This window comes from Streptomyces sp. NPDC048751 (genome assembly GCF_043198595.1).
In the GTDB taxonomy this organism is placed as follows: Bacteria; Actinomycetota; Actinomycetes; order Streptomycetales; family Streptomycetaceae; genus Streptomyces.
The window spans coordinates 1-25,134 of record NZ_JBICUX010000029.1; the positions used below are offsets into that span (position 1 = coordinate 1).

Annotated in this window: 22 protein-coding genes and 2 pseudogenes; 17 read left to right on the plus strand and 7 right to left on the minus strand. The window is 71.7% G+C overall.

What is annotated here, in order from left to right; all coding sequences use genetic code 11:
* Positions 1 to 647 (minus strand): annotated as a pseudogene (locus ACGFNV_RS44945) (hypothetical protein); the annotation flags it as partial.
* Between the two features lie 219 nt (positions 648 to 866).
* Here ACGFNV_RS44945 and ACGFNV_RS44950 point away from each other — a divergent pair.
* Positions 867 to 1,994 carry an alpha/beta hydrolase gene (locus ACGFNV_RS44950; protein WP_393631273.1) on the plus strand — a complete coding sequence of 376 codons (1,128 nt, stop codon included), beginning with the start codon at positions 867 to 869 and terminating at the stop codon, positions 1,992 to 1,994.
* Positions 1,995 to 2,083: 89 nt separating this feature from the next.
* On the plus strand, positions 2,084 to 3,367 hold the full coding sequence (locus tag ACGFNV_RS44955) for a hypothetical protein (RefSeq protein WP_393631275.1): 1,284 nt from the start codon (positions 2,084 to 2,086) through the stop codon (positions 3,365 to 3,367).
* A 106-nt stretch (positions 3,368 to 3,473) separates the two neighbouring features.
* Here the strand turns inward: ACGFNV_RS44955 and ACGFNV_RS44960 are convergent, their stop codons facing one another.
* On the minus strand, positions 3,474 to 4,811 hold the full coding sequence (locus ACGFNV_RS44960) for a PH domain-containing protein (RefSeq protein ID WP_393631276.1): 1,338 nt from the start codon (positions 4,809 to 4,811) through the stop codon (positions 3,474 to 3,476).
* Positions 4,808 to 5,368 carry a PH domain-containing protein gene (locus tag ACGFNV_RS44965; RefSeq protein WP_393631278.1) on the minus strand — a complete coding sequence of 187 codons (561 nt, stop codon included), beginning with the start codon at positions 5,366 to 5,368 and terminating at the stop codon, positions 4,808 to 4,810. The genes ACGFNV_RS44960 and ACGFNV_RS44965 overlap by 4 nt, the downstream gene beginning before the upstream one ends.
* Before the next feature lie 31 nt (positions 5,369 to 5,399).
* Here ACGFNV_RS44965 and ACGFNV_RS44970 point away from each other — a divergent pair, with 31 nt between their 5' ends.
* On the plus strand, positions 5,400 to 6,551 hold the full coding sequence (locus tag ACGFNV_RS44970) for an NADH-quinone oxidoreductase subunit D (RefSeq protein WP_393631279.1): 1,152 nt from the start codon (positions 5,400 to 5,402) through the stop codon (positions 6,549 to 6,551).
* Between the two features lie 7 nt (positions 6,552 to 6,558).
* On the opposite strand, the gene ACGFNV_RS44975 is transcribed toward ACGFNV_RS44970, so the two are convergent.
* A complete protein-coding gene (locus ACGFNV_RS44975; protein ID WP_393631280.1) occupies positions 6,559 to 7,557 on the minus strand; it encodes an SAM-dependent methyltransferase in 999 nt (332 codons plus the stop codon).
* A gap of 118 nt (positions 7,558 to 7,675) precedes the next feature.
* Here ACGFNV_RS44975 and ACGFNV_RS44980 point away from each other — a divergent pair, with 118 nt between their 5' ends.
* Complete coding sequence (locus ACGFNV_RS44980; protein WP_393631281.1) at positions 7,676 to 8,878, plus strand: sensor histidine kinase; 1,203 nt, start codon at positions 7,676 to 7,678, stop codon at positions 8,876 to 8,878.
* A gap of 84 nt (positions 8,879 to 8,962) precedes the next feature.
* Positions 8,963 to 9,631 (plus strand): response regulator, encoded by a 669-nt coding sequence (locus ACGFNV_RS44985; RefSeq protein ID WP_393631283.1) that lies wholly within the window; start codon positions 8,963 to 8,965, stop codon positions 9,629 to 9,631.
* 35 nt (positions 9,632 to 9,666) lie between these two features.
* Here the strand turns inward: ACGFNV_RS44985 and ACGFNV_RS44990 are convergent, their stop codons facing one another.
* The gene (locus ACGFNV_RS44990) at positions 9,667 to 10,773 is read right to left on the minus strand and encodes a DUF5937 family protein (protein ID WP_393631285.1); all 1,107 of its coding nucleotides are present in this window, start codon (positions 10,771 to 10,773) and stop codon (positions 9,667 to 9,669) included.
* A 150-nt stretch (positions 10,774 to 10,923) separates the two neighbouring features.
* Between ACGFNV_RS44990 and ACGFNV_RS44995 the strand changes: the two genes are divergently transcribed.
* Positions 10,924 to 11,139: a hypothetical protein gene (locus ACGFNV_RS44995; RefSeq protein WP_393631286.1), complete on the plus strand. Its 216-nt coding sequence runs from the start codon at positions 10,924 to 10,926 to the stop codon at positions 11,137 to 11,139.
* A gap of 28 nt (positions 11,140 to 11,167) precedes the next feature.
* Here the strand turns inward: ACGFNV_RS44995 and ACGFNV_RS45000 are convergent, their stop codons facing one another.
* Positions 11,168 to 12,427: a threonine aldolase family protein gene (locus ACGFNV_RS45000; RefSeq protein WP_393631288.1), complete on the minus strand. Its 1,260-nt coding sequence runs from the start codon at positions 12,425 to 12,427 to the stop codon at positions 11,168 to 11,170.
* A gap of 199 nt (positions 12,428 to 12,626) precedes the next feature.
* Between ACGFNV_RS45000 and ACGFNV_RS45005 the strand changes: the two genes are divergently transcribed.
* The 10 genes and pseudogenes from ACGFNV_RS45005 to ACGFNV_RS45050 all read left to right on the plus strand — a co-directional run bounded on the left by ACGFNV_RS45005 (position 12,627) and on the right by ACGFNV_RS45050 (position 21,480).
* The gene (locus tag ACGFNV_RS45005) at positions 12,627 to 13,556 is read left to right on the plus strand and encodes a Rossmann-like and DUF2520 domain-containing protein (protein WP_393631290.1); all 930 of its coding nucleotides are present in this window, start codon (positions 12,627 to 12,629) and stop codon (positions 13,554 to 13,556) included.
* Positions 13,553 to 14,545, plus strand: coding sequence for a pantoate--beta-alanine ligase (panC, locus tag ACGFNV_RS45010; protein WP_393631292.1), 993 nt, complete (start codon positions 13,553 to 13,555; stop codon positions 14,543 to 14,545). Before ACGFNV_RS45005 ends, panC begins: the two co-directional genes overlap by 4 nt.
* Positions 14,542 to 16,269: an L-aspartate oxidase gene (locus ACGFNV_RS45015; protein ID WP_393631294.1), complete on the plus strand. Its 1,728-nt coding sequence runs from the start codon at positions 14,542 to 14,544 to the stop codon at positions 16,267 to 16,269. The genes panC and ACGFNV_RS45015 overlap by 4 nt, the downstream gene beginning before the upstream one ends.
* Positions 16,270 to 16,274: 5 nt before the next feature.
* On the plus strand, positions 16,275 to 17,261 hold the full coding sequence (nadC, locus tag ACGFNV_RS45020; protein ID WP_393631295.1) for a carboxylating nicotinate-nucleotide diphosphorylase: 987 nt from the start codon (positions 16,275 to 16,277) through the stop codon (positions 17,259 to 17,261).
* Between the two features lie 15 nt (positions 17,262 to 17,276).
* Positions 17,277 to 18,074 carry a type III pantothenate kinase gene (locus tag ACGFNV_RS45025; RefSeq protein ID WP_133933347.1) on the plus strand — a complete coding sequence of 266 codons (798 nt, stop codon included), beginning with the start codon at positions 17,277 to 17,279 and terminating at the stop codon, positions 18,072 to 18,074.
* 180 nt (positions 18,075 to 18,254) lie between these two features.
* A pseudogene (locus ACGFNV_RS45030) lies at positions 18,255 to 18,603 on the plus strand (hypothetical protein); the annotation flags it as partial.
* A gap of 976 nt (positions 18,604 to 19,579) precedes the next feature.
* Positions 19,580 to 19,759 carry a hypothetical protein gene (locus ACGFNV_RS45035; RefSeq protein ID WP_393631297.1) on the plus strand — a complete coding sequence of 60 codons (180 nt, stop codon included), beginning with the start codon at positions 19,580 to 19,582 and terminating at the stop codon, positions 19,757 to 19,759.
* A gap of 153 nt (positions 19,760 to 19,912) precedes the next feature.
* Entirely contained in the window at positions 19,913 to 20,338 is a 426-nt protein-coding gene (locus tag ACGFNV_RS45040) for a BlaI/MecI/CopY family transcriptional regulator (RefSeq protein WP_393631298.1), read from the plus strand.
* Positions 20,339 to 20,347: 9 nt separating this feature from the next.
* The gene (locus ACGFNV_RS45045) at positions 20,348 to 20,881 is read left to right on the plus strand and encodes an amino-acid N-acetyltransferase (RefSeq protein WP_393631300.1); all 534 of its coding nucleotides are present in this window, start codon (positions 20,348 to 20,350) and stop codon (positions 20,879 to 20,881) included.
* Positions 20,882 to 21,144: 263 nt separating this feature from the next.
* A complete protein-coding gene (locus ACGFNV_RS45050; protein WP_133933351.1) occupies positions 21,145 to 21,480 on the plus strand; it encodes an Lsr2 family protein in 336 nt (111 codons plus the stop codon).
* Here the strand turns inward: ACGFNV_RS45050 and ACGFNV_RS45055 are convergent.
* Positions 21,459 to 22,178 carry an SCO3374 family protein gene (locus ACGFNV_RS45055; protein ID WP_393631301.1) on the minus strand — a complete coding sequence of 240 codons (720 nt, stop codon included), beginning with the start codon at positions 22,176 to 22,178 and terminating at the stop codon, positions 21,459 to 21,461. The genes ACGFNV_RS45050 and ACGFNV_RS45055 overlap by 22 nt on opposite strands.
* 430 nt (positions 22,179 to 22,608) lie before the next feature.
* Here ACGFNV_RS45055 and ACGFNV_RS45060 point away from each other — a divergent pair, with 430 nt between their 5' ends.
* Entirely contained in the window at positions 22,609 to 25,134 is a 2,526-nt protein-coding gene (locus ACGFNV_RS45060; protein WP_393631303.1) for an ATP-dependent Clp protease ATP-binding subunit, read from the plus strand.

Genomic DNA, 25,134 nt, shown 5'->3' on the forward strand with positions numbered 1-25,134 from the left:
AGACCGAGCGCGCCGAGCGAGAAGGCGACGGTCCACGAGGTGCTGCCCTCGTAGTCGACCGGGCCCTCGAAGCCGAACAGGCCGTACAGGACGTGCGTGATGCGGTCGGCCAGACTCGGGTCGCCGAGCATGCGCTCGGAGTGGACGCTGACGATGACGAGACCCAGCGCGAGGGAACCGGCGCCCATGAGGATGAAGTTGGCGAGCGCGCGCCAGCGGCTGCGCGGATCGGGCAGGGCCGTGAACTGGTCCCGGTGCCGCAGCAGCGGCGCCAGGAGGGCCAGCGAGATGATCACGCCCACGAGCGAGTGCCGGTAGGTGAACTGGGCCACGGCGCCCGCCGGCAGCAGGGCGACCGCGGCGCGCCACGCCCGGCGCTTGCCGCGCTTGAGGCCGTGCGCGAGCAGCAGGAGCAGGACACCGGCGCTCAGCGAGAGGGCGGCCGCGAAGGGGCCCATCGCGCCGGGCAGCACCTCGGCGAGCGTGTGCATACGGCTGTGCCGGAACCGCGGGAAGACGCCCGCGGCGACGTCCAGCAGGCCCACGAGGGCACAGGCTCTGCCGACGAGGACGGGAACGGACTCGGGGCGCGGCCCCCGGAACGTGTGTCGTAGCCGACTTGATCGGTTCGGAACCCCGCCCGACATTTCCCCATCTTCCGTGACAGACATCGCATCCCGTAGTTCTGCGAGAGACCTTGGATCCGGGCCCGATTCGGGCATCCGGCGACATTGCGCCCTCTAGGACGGTGTCTCGGGGAGAGAGGTTCACTCTCTTCGTCAAAGTCGCTTCAAAGGCGAGGGAAAGCCCGGAACAAGTCCTTGCGAAGGTGTGCTGGTCCGGGCGGAAAGGTGCGGCAGCACCCCATGGGTCTCACGAGCAAGAAAGTGCTGGTGCTGGCGGTTCTGGCCGCCGTCCTGCTGTTCGTCGGCACGGTGTGGTTGTGGCCTCGGCTGGCACGGCGGAACTGGCGGGCCGTCAGTGGGCGCGTCGGTCTGCTGCTCGCCATCCAGCTGGCGCTGTTCGCATCGGTGGGGCTCGCCGCCAACCAGGCCTTCGGGTTCTACGCCAGCTGGGCGGATCTGTTCGGGCAGGAGACCGACCAGGGCGTGGTGGTCGACCATGCGACGGGCGGGCGCCCGGGCGGGCCTCTCCAGGTCCTGGACGCCCGGCGCGTCGAGGGGGTGAGCGGTGTGCGGCCGCACACCGGGGGGCAGGTCCAGGAGGTCGACATCGCCGGCCGGACCTCGCGCATAGCCACGCGCGCGTACGTGTATCTGCCGCCGGAGTACTTCCAGCCGCGGTACCGCACGCGCACGTTCCCGGCGGCCGTCGTCCTCACCGGCTATCCGGGGACGGCGAAGGCGCTCGTGGAAAAGCTGCACTTCCCGCGCACGGCCCAGCGGCTCGCGAAGGACGGTCGTATGCAGCCGATGATCCTGGTGATGCTGCGGCCGACGGTGGCGCCGCCGCGGGACACCGAGTGCGTGGACATTCCGGGGGGACCGCAGACGGAGACGTTCTTCGCGAAGGATCTGCCCGAGGCCGTGACGGCCCACTACAGAGTGGGCAGAAAACCCGGCAGCTGGGGCATCATCGGGGATTCCACGGGTGGTTACTGCGCGCTGAAGATCGCGATGCACCATCCCCAGATGTTCGCGGCGGGCGCGGGTCTGTCCCCGTACTACAAGGCACCGATCGACGCGACGACGGGCGACCTCTTCCAGGGCGACAAGGGGCTGCGCAACCGCGCCAACCTGTGGTGGTACCTCAAGCACATGCCCGCGCCGGACACCTCACTGCTCGTCACCAGCAGCAAGGTCGGAGAAACCAACTACAAGGACACGTTGCGGTTCATAGACGGGGTGAAGGCCAAGGGGCTGACCCGGATCTCGTCGATCATCCTCGACAGCGGCGGGCACAACTTCAACACCTGGCGGCGGGAGATACCGGCGACGCTGGAGTGGATCAGCGGTCGGCTCGGCGGTCACTGAAATCGATCTTGAATTCCCGGGTTTCGGTATGGCTGCGTTTTTACGGGGCGGGGCACCATCATTCGCCTACGCGCGGTAAGTTTCTGGCCATGCCACGTGGACGTCACCGCCATTCCCCGCCCTTGCACAGGCTGTTGCCCCCCTCGGCGATCGCAGGCGTCTCCGTCGTCTGCGCGCTGGCCCCCTGGGTGTTCACGGAGCCGATGGTGCTGCGCGGTCTGGCCGCGGCAGCCGCCGTGACGGCCGTGATCGGCGCGGTCGTCATGCGCCACTGGGACGCACAGGCCGGCAAGCAGGTCGCCGACCTCACGCGCGCGCGTGCGAGTGACGAGTGGCGTTACGAGGAACGCGTCGCCGAACTGGAGACCGACCTCGAGGAGTCGCGCGAACTGCGCGCCAAGCTCGAACAGCGGCTGCGCGCCAAGCGCGGCGAACTGGCGGGCCTGCGCAACGAGCACGCGGCCCTGCTGCGGCGGTACGCCACGGCGGAGACCGAGCGCGCGAGCGCCCTGGAGGGCCGCCGCCTGCTCGAGATAGAGAGCGGGGCCCCGACGACGGCGCACGCGCTGCCGCCGGGCGCGGAGAAGGCGGACGGGACGGCCGACGAGAAGCCCGACGAAAAGCTCGAGGCCGTCGACGAGAAGGCGGTGGCCGCCGAGGCGGCCGAGGGCAAGCCGGTCGCTTCGGTGATCTTCTCCCCGGAGGGCGCCAAGCTGTTCCTGCGGGCGGCCGCCGCGCTGAGCCGCTTCGACGGTGCCACCGCCCCGAAGGACGAGGACTCCGCCAAGGAGGAACTCGCGAAGGCCCCCGCCGCGCGGAGCGCGACCGCGGACAAGGCCGCGGGCGAGACGGAGGCCGCGCAGGAGGACGAGGCGCGGGGGCAGTCCGAGGCGGTCGACGGGCACACGCGCGCGGCCGCCATATCCACGGAGGCCGCGAAGAGCGAGGCACCCGCCCCGGCCGTTGAGGCGGCCGTAGAGGAAACCGCCGAAGAGACCGCCGCGGAGACCGCTGAGGGCTCCGCCGCCACCTCAGTGCCCCCGGCCACGCAGCGGCCCTCGGGGCACTACGCCGTGCCGACCGCGGTGGCCGTCGTACCGGCCGCGCCCGTGCGGCGGCCAGCGATCGGGGGCGGGTTCGACTTCTTCGGTACGAAGACGTCCACGGCGTCCGACGCGCTGGAGGCCGTGCAGAACGAGGACCTCGCCGACGTGGTCGGCCAGGAGGCGCTCGCCCTCCACAAGGCCGACGCCGAGGCGGAGTTCAAGCCGGCCGACGAGCAGTCCCGTGGCATCGGCCAGGTGATCGACCTGACCGCGCACGACGAGACGGAGCAGATCGACCTCCAGGGGCTGCGCAGCGCGGTTTCCTGAGGGCCGGGCGGGGCTGAACCGGGCCGAACAGGGCAGGAGCGGGGCCCGGCAAAGACGTGAGCAGGGGGCGGCTTCCCCAGGGATGCCGCCCCCTGCCGCACGACCGCTACGACGCCATCCACCGGTCCGGCAGCGCGTCCCTGCGCCCCGTCCGTGACCGCTCCGCCTGCCCCCGCAGCAACACCTCGGCCTCCTGAGCGTCCCGCAGACGTGCCGTCACCGTCTTGTCGGCGCCCGTGTCCACGTGCACGTCGGCGAGGCGCCACAGCCGCTGCCAGGGCCCCTGCGCCAGCCGTACGCTCTGCACCTTCGCGTGGGGCACCAGCGCCAGGCTCCGCCGCAGCACCCCGTGCCGGGCCGCGAACACGGCGTCGGTGACCGCGATCCCGTAGCCTCGCCACCACAACGGCACGCACCGGCCCGCCCGTCGCGGCGGCCGTGCCAGCGACACCGCCGGCGGCACGGTCACCCCGGGCAGCACGCGCGCGACGACCGACTCGGCGACCTCGCGCGGAGCGACCGGCACCAGCACCGAGTTGGACGACCCGGCCACGTCCAGCTCCACGCGCACCCACCCCCGCCGCCGCCACAACAGCGGCTGCACGAGTCGTACCGTCTGCACCCGCCCCGGCGGCACCGTCTCGTGCGTGCGGTCCAGCAACCCGTGGTCGATCCGCAGCCCGTCCGGGGACTCGCCCACCGTCCAGTCGTACTCCGCGACGAACCGCCCCACACTGCTCGCCCCCGCCGCGCCGAGCAGTGGCACGCCGGTCGCGAGGACCGTCCACACGCTGTGGGTGGCGAACCACAGCACCGGCGGTACGACGAGCGAGGCGGCCAGCGTGCCCCAGGTCGCCCCGGTCAGCACGAGCGAGATGGCGAGATCACGCGCGGGCACGCGCACCAGTTGACGGGACGGTGCCTCGCCGACCTCGTGCGCGGTCTCGGGCGCGAAACCGGCCGCCCGCGCGAGCAGTTCGGCACGCAGCGCCCGGGCCTCGCCCTCGCCCAGGAAGGCGAGCTCGTCCTTCTTGTCGGTGCCGACGACGTCGAGCCTGAGCTTGGCGACGCCCGCGACCCGCGCGAGCAGCGGCTGGGTGATGTCGACGGCCTGGATGCGTTCGAGCCGGATGTGCGCGGTGCGCCGGAACAACAGGCCGGTCCGTATGCGCAGTTCGGCGTCCGTCACCGCGAAGTGGGTGAACCACCAGGTCAGAAAGCCGTACAGGGCGGCGGCCGGGACGGTCACCGCGAGGGCGATCAGCAGTGTCGTCGTGGTCAGCCGGGTCAGCTGACGCTGCGTCTGGTCCGGGTCGTGCAGAGCCCAGCCGATCACCACGGCCACGGGCGCCCAGGCCCGTCTGAGCGGCGTCACGGGGTGCAGCCGCCGCTCGGACACCGACCCGTCCCGCTGTACGTCGTCCTCGACGCCCGGCGCCGTCACAGCCCCGCCGATCGGGCCTCGCCGAGCTCCGTGAGCCGGTCCCGCAGCCGTTCCGCCTCGGCCGGGTCGAGGCCCGGGATGGTCGCGTCGGTCGCCGCGGCCGCGGTGTGCAGCTGCACGCTGGCCAGCCGGAAGTGCCGCTCCACGGGACCGGACGTGACCTCGACCAACTGCATCCGGCCGTACGGCACCACGGTCTCCTCGCGCCACAGCACGCCCCGGCTGATCAGCAGGTCGTCGGCGCGTTCGGCGTACCGCCAGGACCGCCAGTTGCGGCCGAGCAGCACCCAGCCCCAGGCCATGAGGACCAGCGGCAGCAGTGCGAACGCCGCCCAGGCGGGGCCGACGAGCAGCCCCAGCAGCAACCCGGTGGTGAGGGCCGTGAGTCCCAGCCACACCACCAGCAACAGCCGGCGCATCCGCAGCAGGCGCGGTGGCAGCCCGGTCCACGCCGGTTCGGTTCCGGTCTCCTCGGTCCCGGCCCCCTGGGTCGTCGCCGCCCCGTCCGCCCGCATCGCGCCCCCCGGTCCCGCGTCGCGCGGGCTCCCCGTCTCCATACGGCCAGCGTACGTAGGGGAGACTGGGTTCATGACTCCTACGACGGAGACCACGGTCGGGATCGGCGGTGCCGCGGAGAGCACCGACATGGTGCTCAACATCGGGCCCCAGCATCCGTCCACGCACGGTGTGCTGCGGCTGCGGCTCGTGCTGGACGGGGAGCGCATCATGCACGCGGAGCCGGTGATCGGCTACATGCACCGCGGTGCGGAGAAACTCTTCGAGGCGCGTGACTACCGGCAGATCATCATGCTCGCCAACCGCCACGACTGGCTGTCGGCCTTCTCGAACGAGCTGGGCGTGGTCCTCGGTGTGGAGCGCATGCTCGGCATGGAGGTCCCCACGCGCGCGGTGTGGACGCGCACCCTCCTCGCGGAGCTGAACCGGGTGCTGAACCACCTGATGTTCCTGGGGTCGTACCCGTTGGAGCTCGGCGGCATCACGCCGGTCTTCCACGCGTTCCGTGAGCGCGAGGTGCTCCAGAACGTCATGGAGGAGGTCTCCGGCGGACGGATGCACTACATGTTCAACCGCGTCGGCGGCCTCAAGGAGGACCTGCCGTCCGGATGGGCCTCACGCGCGCGTGCCGCTGTGACCGCCGTGCGTTCCCGCATGGACGTCTTCGACGACCTGGTGCTCGGCAACGAGATCTTCCGGGGCCGTACGCGGGACGTGGGCACCCTCCCGCCTCAGGCGGTGCACGCGTACGGCGTGAGCGGTCCCATCGCGCGGGCCTCGGGCGTCGACTTCGACCTGCGCCGCGACGAGCCGTACCTCGCCTACGGGGAACTCCAGGACACCCTGAAGGTGGTCACCCGGACCGAGGGTGACTGCCTGGCCCGCTTCGAGGTGCTGCTGGAGCAGACCCACAACGCCCTCGACCTCGCCGACGCCTGCCTCGACCGGCTCGCCGAGCTGCCGCCCGGGCCGATCAACCAGCGGCTCCCGAAGGTCCTCAAGGCGCCCGAGGGGCACACGTACGCGTGGACCGAGAACCCGCTCGGCATCAACGGCTACTACCTGGTCAGCAAGGGGGAGAAGACCCCGTACCGGCTGAAGCTGCGGTCGGCCTCGTACAACAACATCCAGGTGCTCACGGAGCTGCTGCCGGGCACGCTCGTCGCGGACATGGTGGCGATCCTGGGGTCGATGTTCTTCGTGGTCGGGGACATCGACAAGTAAGGGCCGGTCAGGTCGCCGTGCCGAGTGGGTCCGGAATTCCAACCGGCTGGAGCAGCCATCCGAAGTCGCCCAGTCCGCCCGCCGCGGTGAGCTCGGCGGCCTCTCCGGCGCTCGCGAGGGCGCGTACGTAGGCCGGCGGGTCGGTGGAGGCGAGCGCGAGCGGGGGGCGCGCGCCGGAGAGGCCCAGGGCGCGCAGCGCCTCACGTTGCGGGAGCAGGCGCGCGCCGGGGAGCGCGCACGCGTCCAGCGCGACGTGCGCCGTGATGTCGCACGACCCGTCCGGCACGGGCGTCGTCTCGCGGCCCTCCCGGAAGCCGGTGAGCGTCCCGAAGGCGGGCCGTGTTCCGGCCGTGTGCGCGTAGTCGACGGCGACGGCCAGCCCCCGGTCGACGGCCGCGACCGCCGAGGCCCACGCGTCGTCCCTGGGCAGGCCGATCTCGGCCCGCAGGCCCTCCTCGGGCGGCAGCGGCCACCACCGCCCCAGCCAGCGCGCCTCGGCGCCGCCGACCGGCTCGCCGAGCCGCTCGTCGCCGTCCTCCCGTACGAGCACCTGGCGTGCCACGCCCGCGGAGTCCACCTCGGCGACCTCCACCGGCACGTTGTCCAGCCACTCGTTGGCGAACAGCAGCCCCGTGATCCCGCGCGGGGGCTCGGTCAGCCACTCGATCCGGTGATCCAGCCCCTCGGGCCGGTCGGCGATCTCGACGGCGTACGCGCGCGTGCGGGCGGTCAGGTCGGCGGGCAGCGCGGCGAGGACCCCCGTGACCAACTCGCCCCGACCGGCCGCCATGTCGACGAAGTCGAGGGTCGCGGGCCGGCCGAGGGCTTCGTCCACCCGGCCCAGCAGCCGGGCCACGGCCCGCGCGAACAGCGGGGACGCGTGCACGGAGGTACGAAAGTGCCCGACCGGCCCCTCGGGCCCACGGTAGAAGCCGCCCGGCCCGTACAGAGCGGCCTGCGTCGCCGCCCGCCACCCATGCCACTCGTCGGTCGTTCCTGAACTCACCGGGCAAGGCTAAGTGCACGCAATCAACAAAACTCCACCTTGCGGAGTACGCGCGCCCGATACGGATCGGTCCTCCGGCTGACCCTCACACTCACCAGGCTTCCCTACGCTGGGTTACGTGCAGCGCCTCTACGACTTCCTCCGACGGCACCCGACCTGGGTGGACAGCTTCTGGGCCGTCTTCCTGCTCGGGATCTCGCTCGTCCGCGAGGTCGCCCACCAGGAGGCCGTCGGCAACGACTCCCCGGTGGCGACCGTGCCGGTCGTCCTCCTGTTGTGCCTGGTGATCGCGCTGCGTAGGCGCATGCCGGAGCAGATGCTGCTGCTGACGATCGCGGTCGGAGTGGCGCAACTGGCGCTGGACGTCCGGACGGGGCCGGCCGACTTCGCCATGCTGGTGATCGTCTACACCGTGGCCGCGACCGGCGCCCGCTGGGCCTCCCGGCTCGCGCTGGCCATGAGCCTGGGCGCGGCCGCCCTGGGACATCTGCGCTGGCCGAACCAGCAGAGCAGCGCACTCGGCAACCTCGCGGAAGTGGTCTTCCTGACCGTTCCCTTCGCCCTCGCCTGGGTGCTCGGCGACTCGATCCGCACCCGACGCGCCTACTTCGCGCAGCTGGAGGAGCGCGCCGCCCGGCTCGAGAAGGAGCGCGAGGCGCAGGCGAAGGTCGCGGTCGCCGCCGAGCGCGCCCGGATCGCGCGGGAGCTGCACGATGTCGTCGCCCACAACGTCTCGGTGATGGTCGTGCAGGCCGACGGCGCCGCCTACGTCCTCGACGCCGCGCCCGACCAGGCGAAGAAGGCCCTGGAGACGATCTCCTCCACCGGCCGCCAGGCCCTCGCCGAGATGCGCCGCCTGCTGGGCGTGCTGCGCACCGGCGAACACCAGGAGGGCGGCGAGTACGTTCCGCAGCCCGACGTCGAGCAGATCGACGACCTGGTCGAGCAGTGCCGTACCTCCGGCCTCCCCGTCGACTTCAAGATCGAGGGCACCCCGCGCCCGCTGCCCAGCGGCGTCGAGCTCACCGCGTACCGCATCGTGCAGGAGGCGCTCACCAACACGCGCAAGCACGGCGGGCCGAACGCGGGTGCGAGTGTGCGCCTGGTCTACTTCGACGACGGTCTCGGCCTGCTCGTCGAGGACGACGGCAAGGGCGCCCCGCACGAGCTGTACGAGGAGGGCGGCGCCGACGGCCAGGGGCACGGCCTGATCGGCATGCGGGAACGGGTCGGCATGGTCGGCGGCACCCTGGACGCGGGCCCGCGCCCGGGCGGAGGATTCCGCATCAGCGCCCTGCTCCCCCTCAAACCGGCGCACTGACACCGACGCACGCCCCTTGTTGACACCTGTCACGCCCCCGCAGACCGCCTGCTGACGAAAACGGAAGAAATGGAAGAGGACTCGATGACGATCCGCGTGATGCTCGTCGACGACCAGGTGCTGCTGCGCACCGGGTTCCGGATGGTGCTAGCCGCCCAACCGGACATGGAGGTCGTCGCCGAGGCGGGCGACGGCGTCGAGGCCCTCCAGGTGCTGCGCTCGACCCCCGTCGACGTCGTGCTGATGGACGTACGCATGCCCAAGCTCGACGGTGTGGAGACGACCCGCCGGATCTGCTCGGATCCCGAGCCGCCGAAGGTGCTGATCCTGACCACCTTCGACCTCGACGAGTACGCCTTCTCGGGGCTCAAGGCGGGCGCCTCCGGCTTCATGCTGAAGGACGTGCCGCCCGGCGAACTCCTCGCCGCCATCCGTTCCGTGCACAGCGGTGACGCCGTGGTCGCCCCGTCCACCACGCGCCGTCTCCTCGACCGGTTCGCGCCGATGCTGCCGACCTCCGGGGAGCCCCGGCACAAGGAGCTGGGGCGGCTCACCGACCGCGAGCGCGAGGTCATGGTGCTGGTCGCCCAGGGTCTGTCCAACGGGGAGATCGCGGCCCGCCTCGTGCTGTCCGAGGCGACCGTGAAGACCCACGTGGGCCGCATCCTGACCAAGCTGGGGCTGCGGGACCGGGTGCAGGTGGTCGTCCTGGCGTACGAGACCGGACTCGTACGGGCCGGTGGCCACGGCTGACCCCCGAGGGTTGAGGTCCCGCGCGGGCCGGGACCCTACCTGAGGACCCCCTCCAGGAAGTCGCTGCCCAGCCGGGCCACCACCGTGACGTCCAGCTGGTGCAGGACGTACCGCCCGCGTCTGCGGGTGGTGACCAGGCCCGCCTTCTTCAGGACGCTCAGGTGGCGGGATATCTCGGGTGCGCTCATGCCGTGCACCCGGGCCAGCTCGCTGGTGGTGTACGCGCTGCGGGCCAGATTGCGGCAGATGCGCATGCGGACGGGGTGGGACAGCGCGGTCATCCGCAGGGCGACCTGCTCGACCGACGGCGGGGCCGCGAGCTCAGGCGACCCGACCGGGTAGTGCAGCACCGGCTGCCAGCCGTACCGGTAGAGAACGCTCAGGTGGGGCCAGCCCAGGCTCGTCGGGACGAGCAGGAGGCCGCCGTCCCCGGTTGCGGTGCGGCCTCTGGCCAGCTTGTCGACGGCGATCCGCGCGGCGGCCTCATGGAGGGTCAGCGCCGGGGACACCGAAGCCAGCGCCTCGCCCAGGCCCCTGCGCCGCAGCACGTCGGTCTTGTGGCGGGCGTCCGCCGCGAGCTGGTGGCGCAGCCGGGACCACGTGTCGGCGAAGAACGCCTGGTCGCAGTCCTCCAGGAACTGCCGCAGCCAGGACCTGATCCGGGGCGGGTCGTTCAGCAGCCGTTCGCTGAACCGCACCTGCTGAGGCCCGCGGGACGCCGCCAGCTCCAGGGCCCGCCGCCGCACGTCCTCGTCGGAGAGCACGTCGGGCCCGTGGGGGTGGTACGGCGGGACGCAGGTGAACTCCAGGGCCGCGTCCACGAACTGCTCGTCCGTCAGCTTGTCGAGCAGGTCCAGTTCCTCGGCCAGGGTGGCGCCCGGGAGCGTGCTCCTGCCGGGGATGCCGGCGCACGGGATGAACAGGTCCGAGAACGTCGTCCGCCACAGGAAGTCCGCCTCGCACATGCGGTCCGCCAGATGCGGGTCGAGCCCGGCGGTCACGCTCGTCACCCAGCCCTGCACACCGGGATGGTGACCCGGCTCGGCCAACGCGTGCAGCGCCATGCCGAGCTCCGCCAGGGGCGAGGGCACGACGGCCACTCTCTCCGGCCGCAGCCCCGCGATGTCGATGTCCACGCTCATGCCCTCATGGTGCACCCCGCCACTGACAGCGCCGCCCTCGATTGACGGCCGCCGTCAATCGGCGCGACTCGGGCCGCCGTACCGGCGCACTGTGGGACCACCGGGGCAGCCGCGGAGCCCGATCACCCCGTCCCGAGAAGGCGATCCGCCATGACCATCACCCAGCAGTACCTCCTCGACACCTACCGCGCCCGGCAGCTCGGCGAGCCCGCGCCGCCGGCGCCCGGCACCAACGACTGGCAGGTCGTGCGCGAGCTGCGCGATCTCCGCCAGTTCAGCGCGGTCGTCGCGGGACGCCCGGCCCACGGCCGCATACGGCGGACTCTGCGCCGGTGGCTGCGCCCGCGGGCCCGCTCCACCGGCTGACCTCCTCGGCCGCGCGCCACTGGCTGAGCTACTCGGCCGTGCTCTCCCGGACCGCATCCCCGGCCGCGCTCTCCCGGCCGACCTCCTCGGTCAGCCGGGCGACGAACTCCGCGACCGCCGCCTTCACGTCGTCGGCCGTCCACTCCAGGCCGGGGGAGCGGACGCCGACCTCGGTCCAGGACATGCCGGGGAGCCGCTCGTTCCAGGCGTTGCCGAAGAGCGTGGTCCCCGTCTCCTCGGCCGTTCGGATCGCGGCCTCGGAGAGGGGGCGGGCGTCGTACGGCAGCCAGACCTGGAACTCGAACGTGTGCGGCTCGGCCGGGTGCACGCGCGACCAGGGCAGCCCGGCCGCCGCGAAGCCCTCGCGCAGCGCGGCGGCCACCACGCGCGCGTGGCGCACGTAGTCGGGCAGCCGGGGCAGTTCACGCTCCAATCCGATGAGCGCCGCCAGCGCTGTGGGGAACTGCTGGAACACCATGCCGCCGTACCGGTGCCGCCACGCCCGCGCCTCCTCCACCAGCGTCTTCGGGCCGGCGAGGGCGGCCCCGCCGAAGCCGTCGAGGGACTTGTAGAACGACACGTAGACGCTGTCGGCCAGGTCCGCGATCTCCTCCAGGGGACGGCCGAAGTGGACGGTCGACTCCCACAGGCGCGCGCCGTCGAAGTGCACCACGGCGTCACGCTCGTGCGCCGCCGCCACCACCTCGGTGAGCTCCTCCCAGGTGGGCAGCACGAACCCGGCGTCCCTGAGGGGCAGTTCCAGCATCAGCGCACCGAACGGCTCGTCGAAGTCACGCACCTCGTCGGCGGTGGGCTGGCGGTGCTCGCCGCCGATGTGGACCGGACGCAGTCCGCTGACCTGGCTGAAGGCGTGGCGCTCGTACAACTCCGGGTGGCCGAGCGGGTGCAGGGCGACGGTCGGGTTCCCGGTGCGGCCCGCCCAGCAGCGCAGGGCGATCTGCTGCGCCATGGTGCCCGTCGGGAAGAACGCGGCGGCCTCCTTGCCGAGCAGCCCCGCGACCTTCTCCTCCAGGGCCTCGACAACGCCATTGCCGTAGATGTCGGACCGTTCCTCGAGGTCGTAGACGTCGGGGGCGTGGTCCAGCAGCGCCAGGCGCTCACGGAGTGTGCCGAGGAAACCGGCGCGCGAGAGCGCGCGCTTCGAGCGCTGGTGGGCGCTGATGCGCCGCTCCCGGTGCCGCGAGCGCCACTCCTCCTCCGAGGGCTGCTCCGTCTCGCCCGCCACCTGCTCCGTCGCCCGCGCGCCTTGGTCCGCCGTATCGCTCATGCCCGGGATCATGCCGTGCCTCCCGGACGGCGGGCACCCGTATTTCCGCCCGTTTCCCGGACCCTCATCCAGGGACCCGCGCCGTGTGGAACTACCCACAGCCTGTGGACAACCGATCGGCCCTTCGAACCGATCGCGTTAACATGACGAGAAATCGTCCGGTACCCAGAGCGGACTGGAACGGGAAGGCCGCCGTCGCGTGAGTACAGTCCAACAGCCAGACCCCAGGGACCGCCCCGCGCGGCTCACCGTCGGCGTCGTCGGCGCCGGCCGCGTGGGCCCCGCGCTCGCCGCGTCACTCCAGCTCGCCGGACACCGCCCGGTCGCCGTCTCCGCGGTCTCCGACGCCTCCAGAAGGCGCGCCGCCGAGCTGCTCCCCGACGTGGCGGTCGTGCCGCCCGCCGAGGTCCTCCAGCGCGCCGACCTGGTGCTGCTGACGGTTCCCGACGACGCCCTGCCCGACCTGGTCACCGGCCTCGCCGAGACCGGCGCAGTGCGGCCGGGACAGCTGCTCGTGCACACCTCCGGGCGGTACGGCGCCAAGGTCCTGGCCCCCGCCCTGCGCGCCGGCGCGCTGCCGCTGGCCCTGCATCCGGCGATGACCTTCACCGGCACCCCGGTGGACGTGCAGCGCCTGGCCGGATGCTCCTTCGGTGTGACCGCGCCCGACGAACTGCGCCTGGCCGCCGAGGCCCTCGTGATCGAGATGGGCGGCGAACCGGAGTGGATCGCCGAGGAGAGCCGCCCGCTCTACCACGCGGCACTCGCGCTGGGTGCCAACCACCTGGTGACGCTGGTCGCCCAGTCCATGGAGCTGCTGCGCGCGGCAGGCGTCGCGGCCCCCGACCGGATGCTCGGCCCGCTGCTCGGCGCCGCGCTCGACAACGCCCTGCGCTCCGGCGACGCGGCCCTCACCGGCCCCGTCGCGCGCGGCGACGCGGGCACCGTCGCCGCCCACATCTCCGAACTGCGCAGGCATGCCCCGCAGGCCGTGGCCGGCTATCTGGCGATGGCCCGCGCGACGGCCGACCGCGCGCTCGCCCACGGGCTGCTGAAGCCCGAGCTCGCCGAGGACCTCCTCGGGGTACTCGCCAACGGGACCGACGGCGCCGAGGGAGAAGCCGGATGACCACGACCCTGCTGAGCACCGCCGACGAGCTCCACGCACGCGTGCGCGGCGGCCGCCGTGCCGTGGTGATGACGATGGGCGCCCTGCACGAGGGCCACGCCACCCTCGTCCGTACCGCCCGGGAGATCGCCGGTCCGGACGGCGAGGTCGTGGTCACCGTCTTCGTCAACCCGCTGCAGTTCGGCAAGGGCGAGGACCTGGACCGTTATCCGCGCACCCTGGACGCCGACGTCAAGATCGCCGAACAGGCAGGTGCGGACGCCGTGTTCGCCCCGTCCGTCGACGAGGTCTACCCGGGTGGCGAGCCCCAGGTCCGCATCAGCGCGGGTCCCATGGGGGAGCGCCTGGAGGGCGCCTCGCGCCCCGGGCACTTCGACGGCATGCTCACCGTCGTCGCCAAGCTGCTGCACCTCACCCGTCCCGACGTCGCCCTGTTCGGGCAGAAGGACGCCCAGCAGCTCGCGCTGATCCGTCGCATGGTCCGCGACCTCAACTTCGGCGTGGAGATCGTCGGAGTGCCGACCGTGCGCGAGGACGACGGCCTGGCCCTGTCCAGCCGTAACCGCTACCTCTCGCCCGCGGAGCGGCACACCGCGCTCGCCCTGTCCGGCGCGCTCTTCGCGGGCCGCGACCGGCACGCCGCCCAGGAGGCGCTGCGCGCGCGGGCCCGCGAAGTGCCCGCCACGCACGCGCGAGCCGAGGCGCTCAGCGCCCTGGGGGAGTCCCGCGCGGCGGCCGACGCCCACGCCGTCGCCAAGGCCGCCCCCGGTGGCCCGGCGGCCGTCCGGGCGGCCGCCCGCCTCGTCCTCGACGAGGCACTCCGGCTCTCCCCGCCGCTCGTCCTGGACTATCTGGCCCTGGTCGACCCGTCCGACTTCACCGAGATCGGTGACGACTTCACCGGCGAGGCCGTTCTCGCCGTCGCCGCCCGGGTCGGAACGACCCGGCTGATCGACAACATCCCGCTGACCTTCGGAGCCGCCTCGTGACCAGCACAGGCATACGACTGCACGCGCCCGCCCCCGGGTGGTCGATCTCCGCGGACGTGGTGGTCGTCGGCTCCGGCATCGCCGGCCTGACCGCGGCCCTGCGCTGCGAGGCCGCGGGCCTGAACACCGTCGTCGTCACCAAGGCCCGTCTCGACGACGGCTCGACCCGCTGGGCGCAGGGCGGCATCGCCGCGGCCCTCGGCGAGGGCGACACCCCCGAACAGCACCTCGACGACACCCTGGTGGCGGGCGCGGGTCTGTGCGACGAGGACGCGGTACGACTCCTCGTCACCGAGGGCCCCGACGCGGTACGGCGGCTGATCGCGACCGGCGCCCACTTCGACGAGTCCTCCGAAGGCGGACTGGAGCTGACCCGCGAGGGCGGCCACCACCGCCGCCGCATCGTCCACGCCGGCGGCGACGCGACCGGCGCTGAGGTCTCCCGGGCCCTCGTCGAGGCGGTCCGCGCGCGTGGACTGCGCACCATCGAGAACGCGCTCGTCCTGGACCTCCTCACGGACGCCGACGGCCGCACGGCCGGCGTCACCCTGCACGTCATGGGCGAGGGCCAGCACGACGGCGTGGGCGCCGTGCACGCGCCCGCGGTGGTCCTGGCGACCGGCGGCATGGGCCAGGTCTTCTCCGCGACCACCAACCCGTCCGTCTCCACGGGCGACGGCGTGGCCCTCGCGCTGCGCGCGGGCGCGGAGGTCAGCGACCTGGAGTTCGTGCAGTTCCACCCCACCGTGCTCTTCCTCGGCCCGGACGCCGAGGGCCAGCAGCCCCTGGTCTCCGAGGCGGTACGCGGCGAGGGGGCCCACCTGGTCGACGCCGACGGGGTGCGCTTCATGGTGGGGCAGCACGAGCTCGCCGAACTCGCCCCCCGGGACATCGTCGCCAAGGGCATCCTGCGCCGCATGCAGGAGCAGGACGCCGAGCACATGTTCCTGGACGGCCGGCACTTCGGCGCCGACATGTGGGAGCACCGCTTCCCGACCATCCTCGCCGCCTGCCGCGCCCATGGAATCGACCCCGTCCACGAGCCCATCCCGATCGCCCCGGCCGCCCACCACGCCTCCGGAGGCGTCCGCACCGACGACCACGGCCGTACTACCGTTCCCGGCCTGTACGCGTGCGGCGAGGTCGCCTGCACCGGCGTGCACGGCGCCAACCGGCTCGCCTCCAACTCCCTCCTGGAGGGCCTGGTCTACGCCGAGCGCATCGCCGCCGACATCGCGGACGGCCGGGCCGGCGACGGCCTCCACGCGCGTGTGCCCGTGCCCGTCCCGACGCCCGAGCAGCCCGCACATCCCCTGCTGGGCGCCGAGACCCGGTTCGCGATCCAGCGGATCATGACGGAGGGCGCGGGCGTCCTGCGCTCCGCCGACTCCCTCGCCAAGGCCGCCGACCAGCTCCAGCGACTGCACACCGAGGCCCGCGACGCGCTCGCCGAGAACGGCAAGACCGCCGAGCCCGGCGTCGACGCCTGGGAGTCCACCAACCTCCTGTGCGTGGCCCGCGTCCTGGTCGCCGCGGCCCGGCAGCGCGAGGAGACCCGCGGCTGTCACTGGCGGGAGGACCACGCCGACCGCGACGACTCGGCATGGCGCCGCCACATCGTCGTACGGCTGAATCCGGACCGCACCCTCGCCGTACAGACCACCGATAGCGCAGACTTCCCCCCGACCCGGCAGCAGCCGGCTCAGCGTCCCCAGGAGCAGTGACAGAAGTGACCACCCCCGACCTTCCCCTCGCCCAGAGCGGCGGCTGCGGCGACGGCTGCGCCTGCGGTGCCGACACGGACGAGGGCTACGCCGAATACGTGGAGTGCGGGCTCGACCCCGCGCTCGCGCAGCTCCTGGCCGACGCCGGACTCGACCCCGTCGAGGTCGAGGACATCGCCAACGTCGCCATCCAGGAGGACCTCGACCACGGTGTGGACGTGACGACGGTCGCGACCATCCCCGAGGACGCCGTGGCCACCGCCGACTTCACCGCGCGCGAGGCGGGCGTCGTGGCGGGCCTCAGGGTCGCCGAAGCGGTGATCTCCGTGGTCTGCACCGACGAGTTCGAGGTGGAGCGGCACGTCGACGACGGCGACCGGGTGGAGGCCGGGCAGAAGCTCCTGTCGGTCACCACACGCACGCGTGACCTGCTGACCGCCGAGCGCAGCGCCCTCAACCTGATGTGCCGCCTGTCCGGCATCGCCACCGCCACGCGCGCGTGGGCGGACGCCCTGGACGGTACGAAGGCCCGGGTGCGTGACACCCGCAAGACGACGCCGGGCCTGCGCGCCCTGGAGAAGTTCGCCGTCCGCTGCGGTGGCGGCGTCAACCACCGCATGTCCCTCTCGGACGCGGCCCTCGTCAAGGACAACCACGTGGTCGCCGCGGGCGGCGTCGCCCAGGCCTTCAAGGCCGTACGGGAGGCCTTCCCCGACGTGCCGATCGAGGTGGAGGTCGACACCCTGCACCAGCTGCGCGAGGTCGTGGACGCGGGCGCCGACCTGATCCTCCTGGACAACTTCACGCCCCTGGAGTGCGAGGAGGCGGTGGCCGTCGTCGGCGGGCGGGCACTGCTGGAGGCGTCGGGCCGGCTGACCCTGGAGAACGCCGAGGCGTACGCGGCCACCGGCGTCGACTTCCTGGCCGTGGGGGCCCTCACCCACTCCTCGCCGATCCTCGACATCGGCCTGGATCTCCGAGCGGCCGAGTAGGAGCGGGAGCCGGCCATGCTGCTGACGATCGACGTGGGGAACACCCACACCGTGCTCGGTCTGTTCGACGGTGAGGACATCGTCGAGCACTGGCGGATCTCCACGGACGCGCGCCGTACCGCCGACGAGCTGGCGGTGCTGCTCCAGGGACTCATGGGCATGCACCCGCTCCTCGGAGAGGAGCTGGGGGACGGCATCGACGGGATCGCGATCTGCGCGACCGTGCCGTCCGTGCTGCACGAGCTGCGCGAGGTGACCCGGCGCTACTACGGAGACGTCCCCGCGGTGCTCGTGGAGCCCGGCGTGAAGACGGGGGTGCCGATCCTCTTCGACAACCCCAAGGAGGTCGGCGCCGACCGCATCATCAACGCGGTGGCGGCGATCGAGCTGTACGGCGGTCCCGCGGTCGTCGTGGACTTCGGTACGGCGACGACGTTCGACGCGGTCAGCGCGCGCGGGGAGTACGTCGGCGGGGTCATCGCGCCCGGTATCGAGATCTCGGTGGAGGCGCTGGGCGTCAAGGCCGCGCAGCTGCGGAAGATCGAGGTGGCCCGGCCGCGGAGCGTCATCGGCAAGAACACGGTCGAGGCGATGCAGGCGGGGATCGTCTACGGGTTCGCCGGGCAGGTCGACGGGGTCGTGAGCCGGATGGCGCGCGAGCTGGCGGACGATCCCGACGACGTGACGGTGATCGCGACGGGCGGGCTCGCGCCGATGGTCCTCGGCGAGTCGTCGGTGATCGACGAGCACGAGCCCTGGTTGACGCTGATCGGGCTGAGACTGGTGTACGAGCGGAACGTGTCGCGGCTCTGAGGGAGGGGGCGGGCTCTTGGGGCCTGTCCGCGCGGACGCCACGTGGTGGTGAGCGTGCGCTGGTGGTGAGGGCGGGCCACGCGGGTGGCTCGCCGCGCCACACCCGCCCCCCTCTGTCTAATTTGTCCGATTAGCGCGTATCGTCGCTGCATGCCCACGCCATACGGATCCCGCGGCGGCATGGCGTTCGGCGCGGAGGAGCTGCGTGTGCTCCGCCGCGCTCTCGCCCTCGCCCTTCACCCCGGCCCCGCCTCGCCCGAGGACGTACAGGACTGTCACCGTCTCGCCGAGTCCCTGGACGAGGCGATGCGCGAGGGCGCCCGGCTGCGGGCCTTCCTGGTGGCCGACCTCGCCCGGTACCGCGCCGCCCTGCCCGGCACCGCGGCCGGATACCTCGCGCTCCTGGAGGAGGTCCTGGGCACCGGGTACCGCCCCGCCCCCGACGACCTCGCGGCCCTGGGTGCCCTACGCGGCAACCCCACGGCGGCCGCCCTCCTCCTCCGCTGCCAGGCCCTCACCGAACGCGACACACCCACCCGCCTGACCCACCGCCCCCCACGCCAGGCCACCCAGCCCGACCGGGCCGCCCGGCAGCCCCACGGCGCCGCCGAGCCTGACCGGGTGCCGCAGCCGCCTCACTGGGCCGCTGAGCCCGACCGGGTTGTCCGGCAGCCTCACTGGGCCGCTGAGCCCGACCGGGTTGTCCGGCAGTCTCACCGGGCCGTACCGCGCCGCCAAGCCGACCAACCGCCCCATCTGGCCACCCAGCACCTCCGTCGGGCCGTGCAGTCTTCTGGCCAGGACGGCCGGCCCGTCCATGGCGCTGACAAGCCTCCTGCCGGCGCGGCGCGGTCCGCCCCTCAGGGCGCCGAGACGCTCCGTCAGGGCGTCGAGCCGCCCCGGACGGCAGTGCGGCCCGCCCCGGTCGTTCCGGGGTCCCGTGCCCGCCTCCTGGCGCTTCCGGGGGGTCTTTCCGGTGGTCTTTTCCATGGCCTTTCCGGGGGAGAACCCGGGGGCATTTCCGGCCCTGTCCACGACAGTCGGCACGGTGACCTGTCCGACCCGGCGGATCGCCCCACGCCGAAGCCGCGGAAGAAGCCCGCCGAGAAGCCGGCTGCCCCCGCCCCCTCCCCCAAGCCGGCACCCGCCGAGCCCGGCCCGGCGCGCCGCCCGATCCCCACCCCGGGCGAGGTCTTCCCCCGCCGCAAGCCGACCCCGCCCCCGGACGACCCCCCACAGCAACTGGCAGCGGGCTGACACCTCGACCAACGGGCCTCGGACGCCTCGGCTCCGATGCCACCGCCCGCTGCCCCTGCCCCTGGCTGTCGTAGCGCCACCCCCTCCGCCCTCCGAGGCCCCGGCGGTGCGGCCGGGGCCTTGCAGGCTCCGCCCGGCGCGGGCTGCGGCGCGCCTTCGGGCCGCTGTCGCCCCACGGGGGACTGCCACCCCCTCCGCTTGCCTCCCCCCGCGCCGACCCCCACCCCCGCCGTAGCTACTCTGGATCCATGGACTACGTCTCCGCGCTCGTGCCCCCGGTCGTGATGGCCGTGTTCTTCATCGGTGTGATCAGGGTGATCGTGAAGACCCAGGGTGGTGCCAACAAGGCCAAGGAGGACGCCGTCGTGGACGCGGCGCTCGCGCGGGCGGAGGGTGCGAGGCAGACCTCCGCCGGCACCGACGCCTGACGGCGCCCGCTTCTGAGGCGTACGGCTCCCGGGGTGGAAACACCGCCCCATCCGAGCCGTACGCCCTTTTTGTTCTTGTTTGCTGCTGAAAGTGCACGTCCGGCACGCCATTGCCGAGATCTCCCACTATTGTTCTGAGGTGTGCCTCGCCCATTGGGAGAACTCGAAGACGCGGTCATGACGCGGGTGTGGAAGTGGAACCGCCCGGTGACCGTTCGAGAAGTCCTGGAAGACCTTCAGCAGGAACGGTCCATCGCGTACACCACGGTGATGACCGTTTTGGACAATCTCCATCAGAAGGGCTGGGTGCGCCGCGAGGCGGAAGGCCGCGCCTATCGATATGAGGCGGTCTCCACCCGGGCCGCCTACGCGGCCGCCCTGATGAACGACGCCTGGTCGCAGAGCGACAACCCCGCCGCCGCTCTCGTCGCCTTCTTCGGCATGATGAGCGAGGAACAGCGACAGGACCTGCGGGACGCTGTACGGATCGTCCAAGGACCGGAAACACCCGAACCCGCACAACCGAGTGAAGCGCCCGAGGAGAACCCCGGCTCGGCAACGGAGGAGCGCGGGCGATAGCGTCCGCTCATGTCCGCAGAGAGCCCCGAAGTCCACGCTAAAGCCATCACCGTCCGCAGGGCCCGGACCGGCGATGTCCCCGCCGTGCGCCGTCTCCTTGACGCGTACGTCCGAGGCGGCATCCTGCTCGACAAAGCGACAGTGACCCTTTACGAGGACATCCAGGAGTTCTGGGTCGCGGAACGGGACGACAACGCCGAGGTGGTCGGCTGCGGCGCACTGCACGTGATGTGGGAAGACCTCGCGGAAGTCCGCACTCTCGCCGTGAAGCCGGGACTGAAGGGCGCCGGCGTCGGCCACCAGTTGCTGGAGAAGTTGCTGCACACCGCGCGTTGGCTGGGCGTTCGTCGCGTTTTCTGTCTCACCTTCGAAGTGGACTTCTTCGGCAAGCACGGCTTCGTGGAGATCGGTGAGACCCCCGTCGACACCGATGTCTACGCGGAGCTCCTGCGTTCCTATGACGAGGGTGTCGCGGAGTTCCTCGGCCTCGAACGAGTGAAACCGAACACCTTGGGCAACAGCCGGATGCTTCTGCATCTGTGATCGACAAGGGACCCGGCAAGGGAACGTCCACAAGGGAACGTCGACAAGGACTATTCGCCCGGACGCCCGGGCCGAGGTGCCCTATGTCCGAAACGCGTACGTTTCCGGGCGGGGGAGGGGCGTCGGTCTCTGTCGGGGGTTTGTGTTTTTCAGGGAAAAGCGGTTTGCTTTCCGACGTACTGCAGTACTGCATATAACAGGGGACGGCGAAACGGGGACGCCGCGCACCCCGGGCCCTCACGTTATCGATGAAAGGAAATCCGGTGGCACAGAAGGTTCAGGTCCTTCTTGTCGACGACCTCGACGGCGGCGAGGCAGACGAGACCGTGACGTTCGCGTTGGACGGCAAGACGTACGAGATCGATCTCACGACTGCCAATGCGGACAAGCTGCGCAGCCTTCTCGACCCCTATCTGAAGGGCGGGCGTCGTACCGGAGGCCGTGCTTCGGGTGGGCGTGGAAAGGCGCGTGCCGCTTCGAGCGGCAGCCAGGACACCGCTCAGATCCGCGCGTGGGCGAAGGAGAACGGATTCGAGGTCAACGACCGCGGCCGTGTTCCCGCGACCATTCGCGAGGCCTACGAGAAGGCCAACGGCTGAGCGCACGCGCGCTGAAGCCGGATTCGGTGGCACTGCGTCGCCACCGTGTTCACCACTCTCACGAGATCGGGGGCGCCCCCACCGCCCCCCAGGGCCGACAGCGTCGGCAGCGAGGCCTCGGCCTCGCGCCCCGGGACGGGGGGCCGCAGCCACAGGGCGGCCCCCGCTGCCGTTCCCGCCCTCCTCCGCGGAGGCGGGGGCGTCCCAGGAGGCGACGGCACCACCAGCGGCACGTCCGGCGGCACATCCTGGGACCACCCGCCCGGCGGCGCGTCCAGGGACCCGCCCGGCAGCGGCGCTCCCAGTGGCACCTCCAACGGCGCCTCCATGGCCCCGCCCGCGCCGATCGGCACCAGGTCCAGCGGGAGCCCGCCCCACTCCAGCCAGTCGAGGAGTCCCGGCACCTCCTCCGCGCCGCCCGCGGCCACCAGCAGCTGCATCCGGTCGGCCCGCACGGCCACCGGTGCCCCGGGCCCCAGCCGGCGTAGCGCCGCGACGCCCGCCTCGGCCGGCACGTCCAGCACGTCGAAGCGCAGGCCCGTGGCGAGCCTCAGCGGAGTCCCCGGGGCGCCGGGCACCGTCGTCCAGCCCAGTTCGTTCTCGTACCACCCCCGGATTCGATCGGTCGGGTCGAGCGCCCGACGGGGAAGAGGGACGGGGAGAGAGGTGGTGGAGAGCGTGGGGACTGAACCAGTCATGCCAAGTCCAACCGTCGAAAGAGCCCCGAAGTTACGTTGGGTGCCCGCATGGGCGCACAGCGTGTCGAACGAGGAGGCTCGCGGGGACGTAATAGGACGCAAGGTTGTTCGCCCATAGCGGAGGGAACCAGGGTCTGCGGCATGGAGTGTCAGTCCCAGCGGGTAAGACATCCCTAGTGGGAGGGGGCGACACGCAGGAAAGGACGTCTCACGTTCGCCATCGGCGTACTGGCGACTGGGGTAACTGTCTGGCCTGCGGGAACATCGTCTCGCACCATCGGGTTGGAGCAGATGTCGGCGTTCGGGGTCAGGAGGCCATCGACGGTGTCGGCAGTTGGAATGAGCGGTCCCCGCTTGCGGGACTAAGCTGCGGAAGGACAGGGAGGGGAAGTTCCCCCCACTGCCTGACCGCTCTGAGGAGCGATTAACGATGTTCGAGAGGTTCACCGACCGCGCGCGGCGGGTTGTCGTCCTGGCTCAGGAAGAAGCCCGGATGCTCAACCACAACTACATCGGCACCGAGCACATCCTCCTGGGCCTGATCCACGAGGGTGAGGGTGTCGCCGCCAAGGCCCTTGAGAGCCTCGGGATTTCGCTCGAGGCGGTCCGCCAGCAGGTGGAGGAGATCATCGGCCAGGGCCAGCAGGCCCCGTCCGGGCACATCCCCTTCACCCCCCGTGCCAAGAAGGTCCTGGAGCTGTCGCTCCGCGAGGCCCTTCAGCTGGGCCACAACTACATCGGCACGGAGCACATCCTGCTCGGCCTGATCCGTGAGGGCGAGGGCGTCGCCGCCCAGGTCCTGGTCAAGCTGGGCGCAGATCTCAACCGGGTGCGGCAGCAGGTCATCCAGCTGCTCTCCGGTTACCAGGGCAAGGAGACCGCCACCGCCGGCGGGCCTGCCGAGGGCACCCCCTCGACGTCCCTGGTCCTCGACCAGTTCGGCCGGAACCTCACCCAGGCCGCTCGTGAGTCCAAGCTCGACCCGGTCATCGGGCGCGAGAAGGAGATCGAGCGGGTCATGCAGGTGCTGTCCCGCCGTACGAAGAACAACCCGGTCCTGATCGGTGAGCCCGGCGTCGGCAAGACCGCCGTCGTCGAGGGCCTCGCCCAGGCCATCGTCAAGGGCGAGGTGCCCGAGACCCTCAAGGACAAGCACCTCTACACCCTGGACCTCGGCGCGCTGGTCGCCGGCTCCCGCTACCGCGGTGACTTCGAGGAGCGCCTGAAGAAGGTGCTCAAGGAGATCCGCACCCGCGGCGACATCATCCTGTTCATCGACGAGCTGCACACGCTGGTCGGTGCGGGTGCCGCCGAGGGCGCCATCGACGCCGCTTCGATCCTGAAGCCGATGCTGGCCCGCGGTGAGCTGCAGACCATCGGTGCGACCACGCTGGACGAGTACCGCAAGCACCTGGAGAAGGACGCGGCCCTGGAGCGCCGCTTCCAGCCCATCCAGGTCGCCGAGCCGTCCCTGCCGCACACGATCGAGATCCTCAAGGGTCTGCGTGACCGGTACGAGGCCCACCACCGCGTCTCCATCACGGACGAGGCACTGGTCCAGGCCGCCACCCTGGCCGACCGGTACATCTCGGACCGCTTCCTGCCGGACAAGGCGATCGACCTGATCGACGAGGCCGGTTCCCGGATGCGTATCCGCCGGATGACCGCGCCGCCGGACCTGCGCGAGTTCGACGAGAAGATCGCCGGCGTCCGCCGCGACAAGGAGTCCGCGATCGACTCGCAGGACTTCGAGAAGGCCGCCTCCCTGCGCGACAAGGAGAAGCAGCTCCTGGCCGCCAAGGCCAAGCGGGAGAAGGAGTGGAAGGCCGGCGACATGGACGTCGTCGCCGAGGTCGACGGCGAGCTGATCGCCGAGGTCCTCGCCACGGCCACCGGCATCCCGGTCTTCAAGCTGACCGAGGAGGAGTCCTCGCGTCTGCTGCGCATGGAGGACGAGCTCCACAAGCGGGTCATCGGCCAGGTCGACGCCGTCAAGGCGCTGTCGAAGGCGATCCGTCGTACGCGTGCGGGTCTGAAGGACCCGAAGCGTCCCGGTGGTTCGTTCATCTTCGCCGGCCCGTCCGGTGTCGGTAAGACCGAGCTGTCCAAGGCGCTCGCCGAGTTCCTCTTCGGCGACGAGGACGCGCTGATCTCCCTCGACATGTCGGAGTTCAGCGAGAAGCACACGGTGTCGCGTCTCTTCGGTTCGCCCCCCGGATACGTGGGCTACGAAGAGGGCGGCCAGCTGACCGAGAAGGTCCGCCGCAAGCCGTTCTCCGTCGTCCTCTTCGACGAGGTCGAGAAGGCCCACCCGGACATCTTCAACTCGCTGCTGCAGATCCTGGAGGACGGTCGTCTGACCGACTCCCAGGGCCGGGTCGTGGACTTCAAGAACACGGTCATCATCATGACGACCAACCTCGGCACCCGGGACATCTCCAAGGGCTTCAACCTGGGCTTCGCCGCCCAGGGCGACACGAAGTCCAACTACGAGCGCATGAAGAACAAGGTGTCGGACGAGCTCAAGCAGCACTTCCGCCCCGAGTTCCTCAACCGCGTCGACGACGTGGTCGTCTTCCCGCAGCTGACGCAGGACGACATCCTGCGGATCGTCGACCTGATGATCAGCAAGGTGGACGAGCGCCTCAAGGACCGGGACATGGGCATCGAGCTCTCCCAGACCGCCAAGGAGCTGCTGTCCACGAAGGGTTACGACCCGGTGCTGGGTGCGCGTCCGCTGCGTCGCACCATCCAGCGCGAGATCGAGGACTCGCTCTCCGAGAAGATCCTCTTCGGCGAGCTGCGTCCCGGTCACATCGTGGTCGTGGACACCGAGGGCGACGGCGACTCCAAGACCTTCACCTTCCGGGGTGAGGAGAAGTCGGCGCTGCCGGACGTCCCGCCGATCGAGCAGGCGGCCGGCGGTGCCGGGCCGAACCTGAGCAAGGACGCGTAA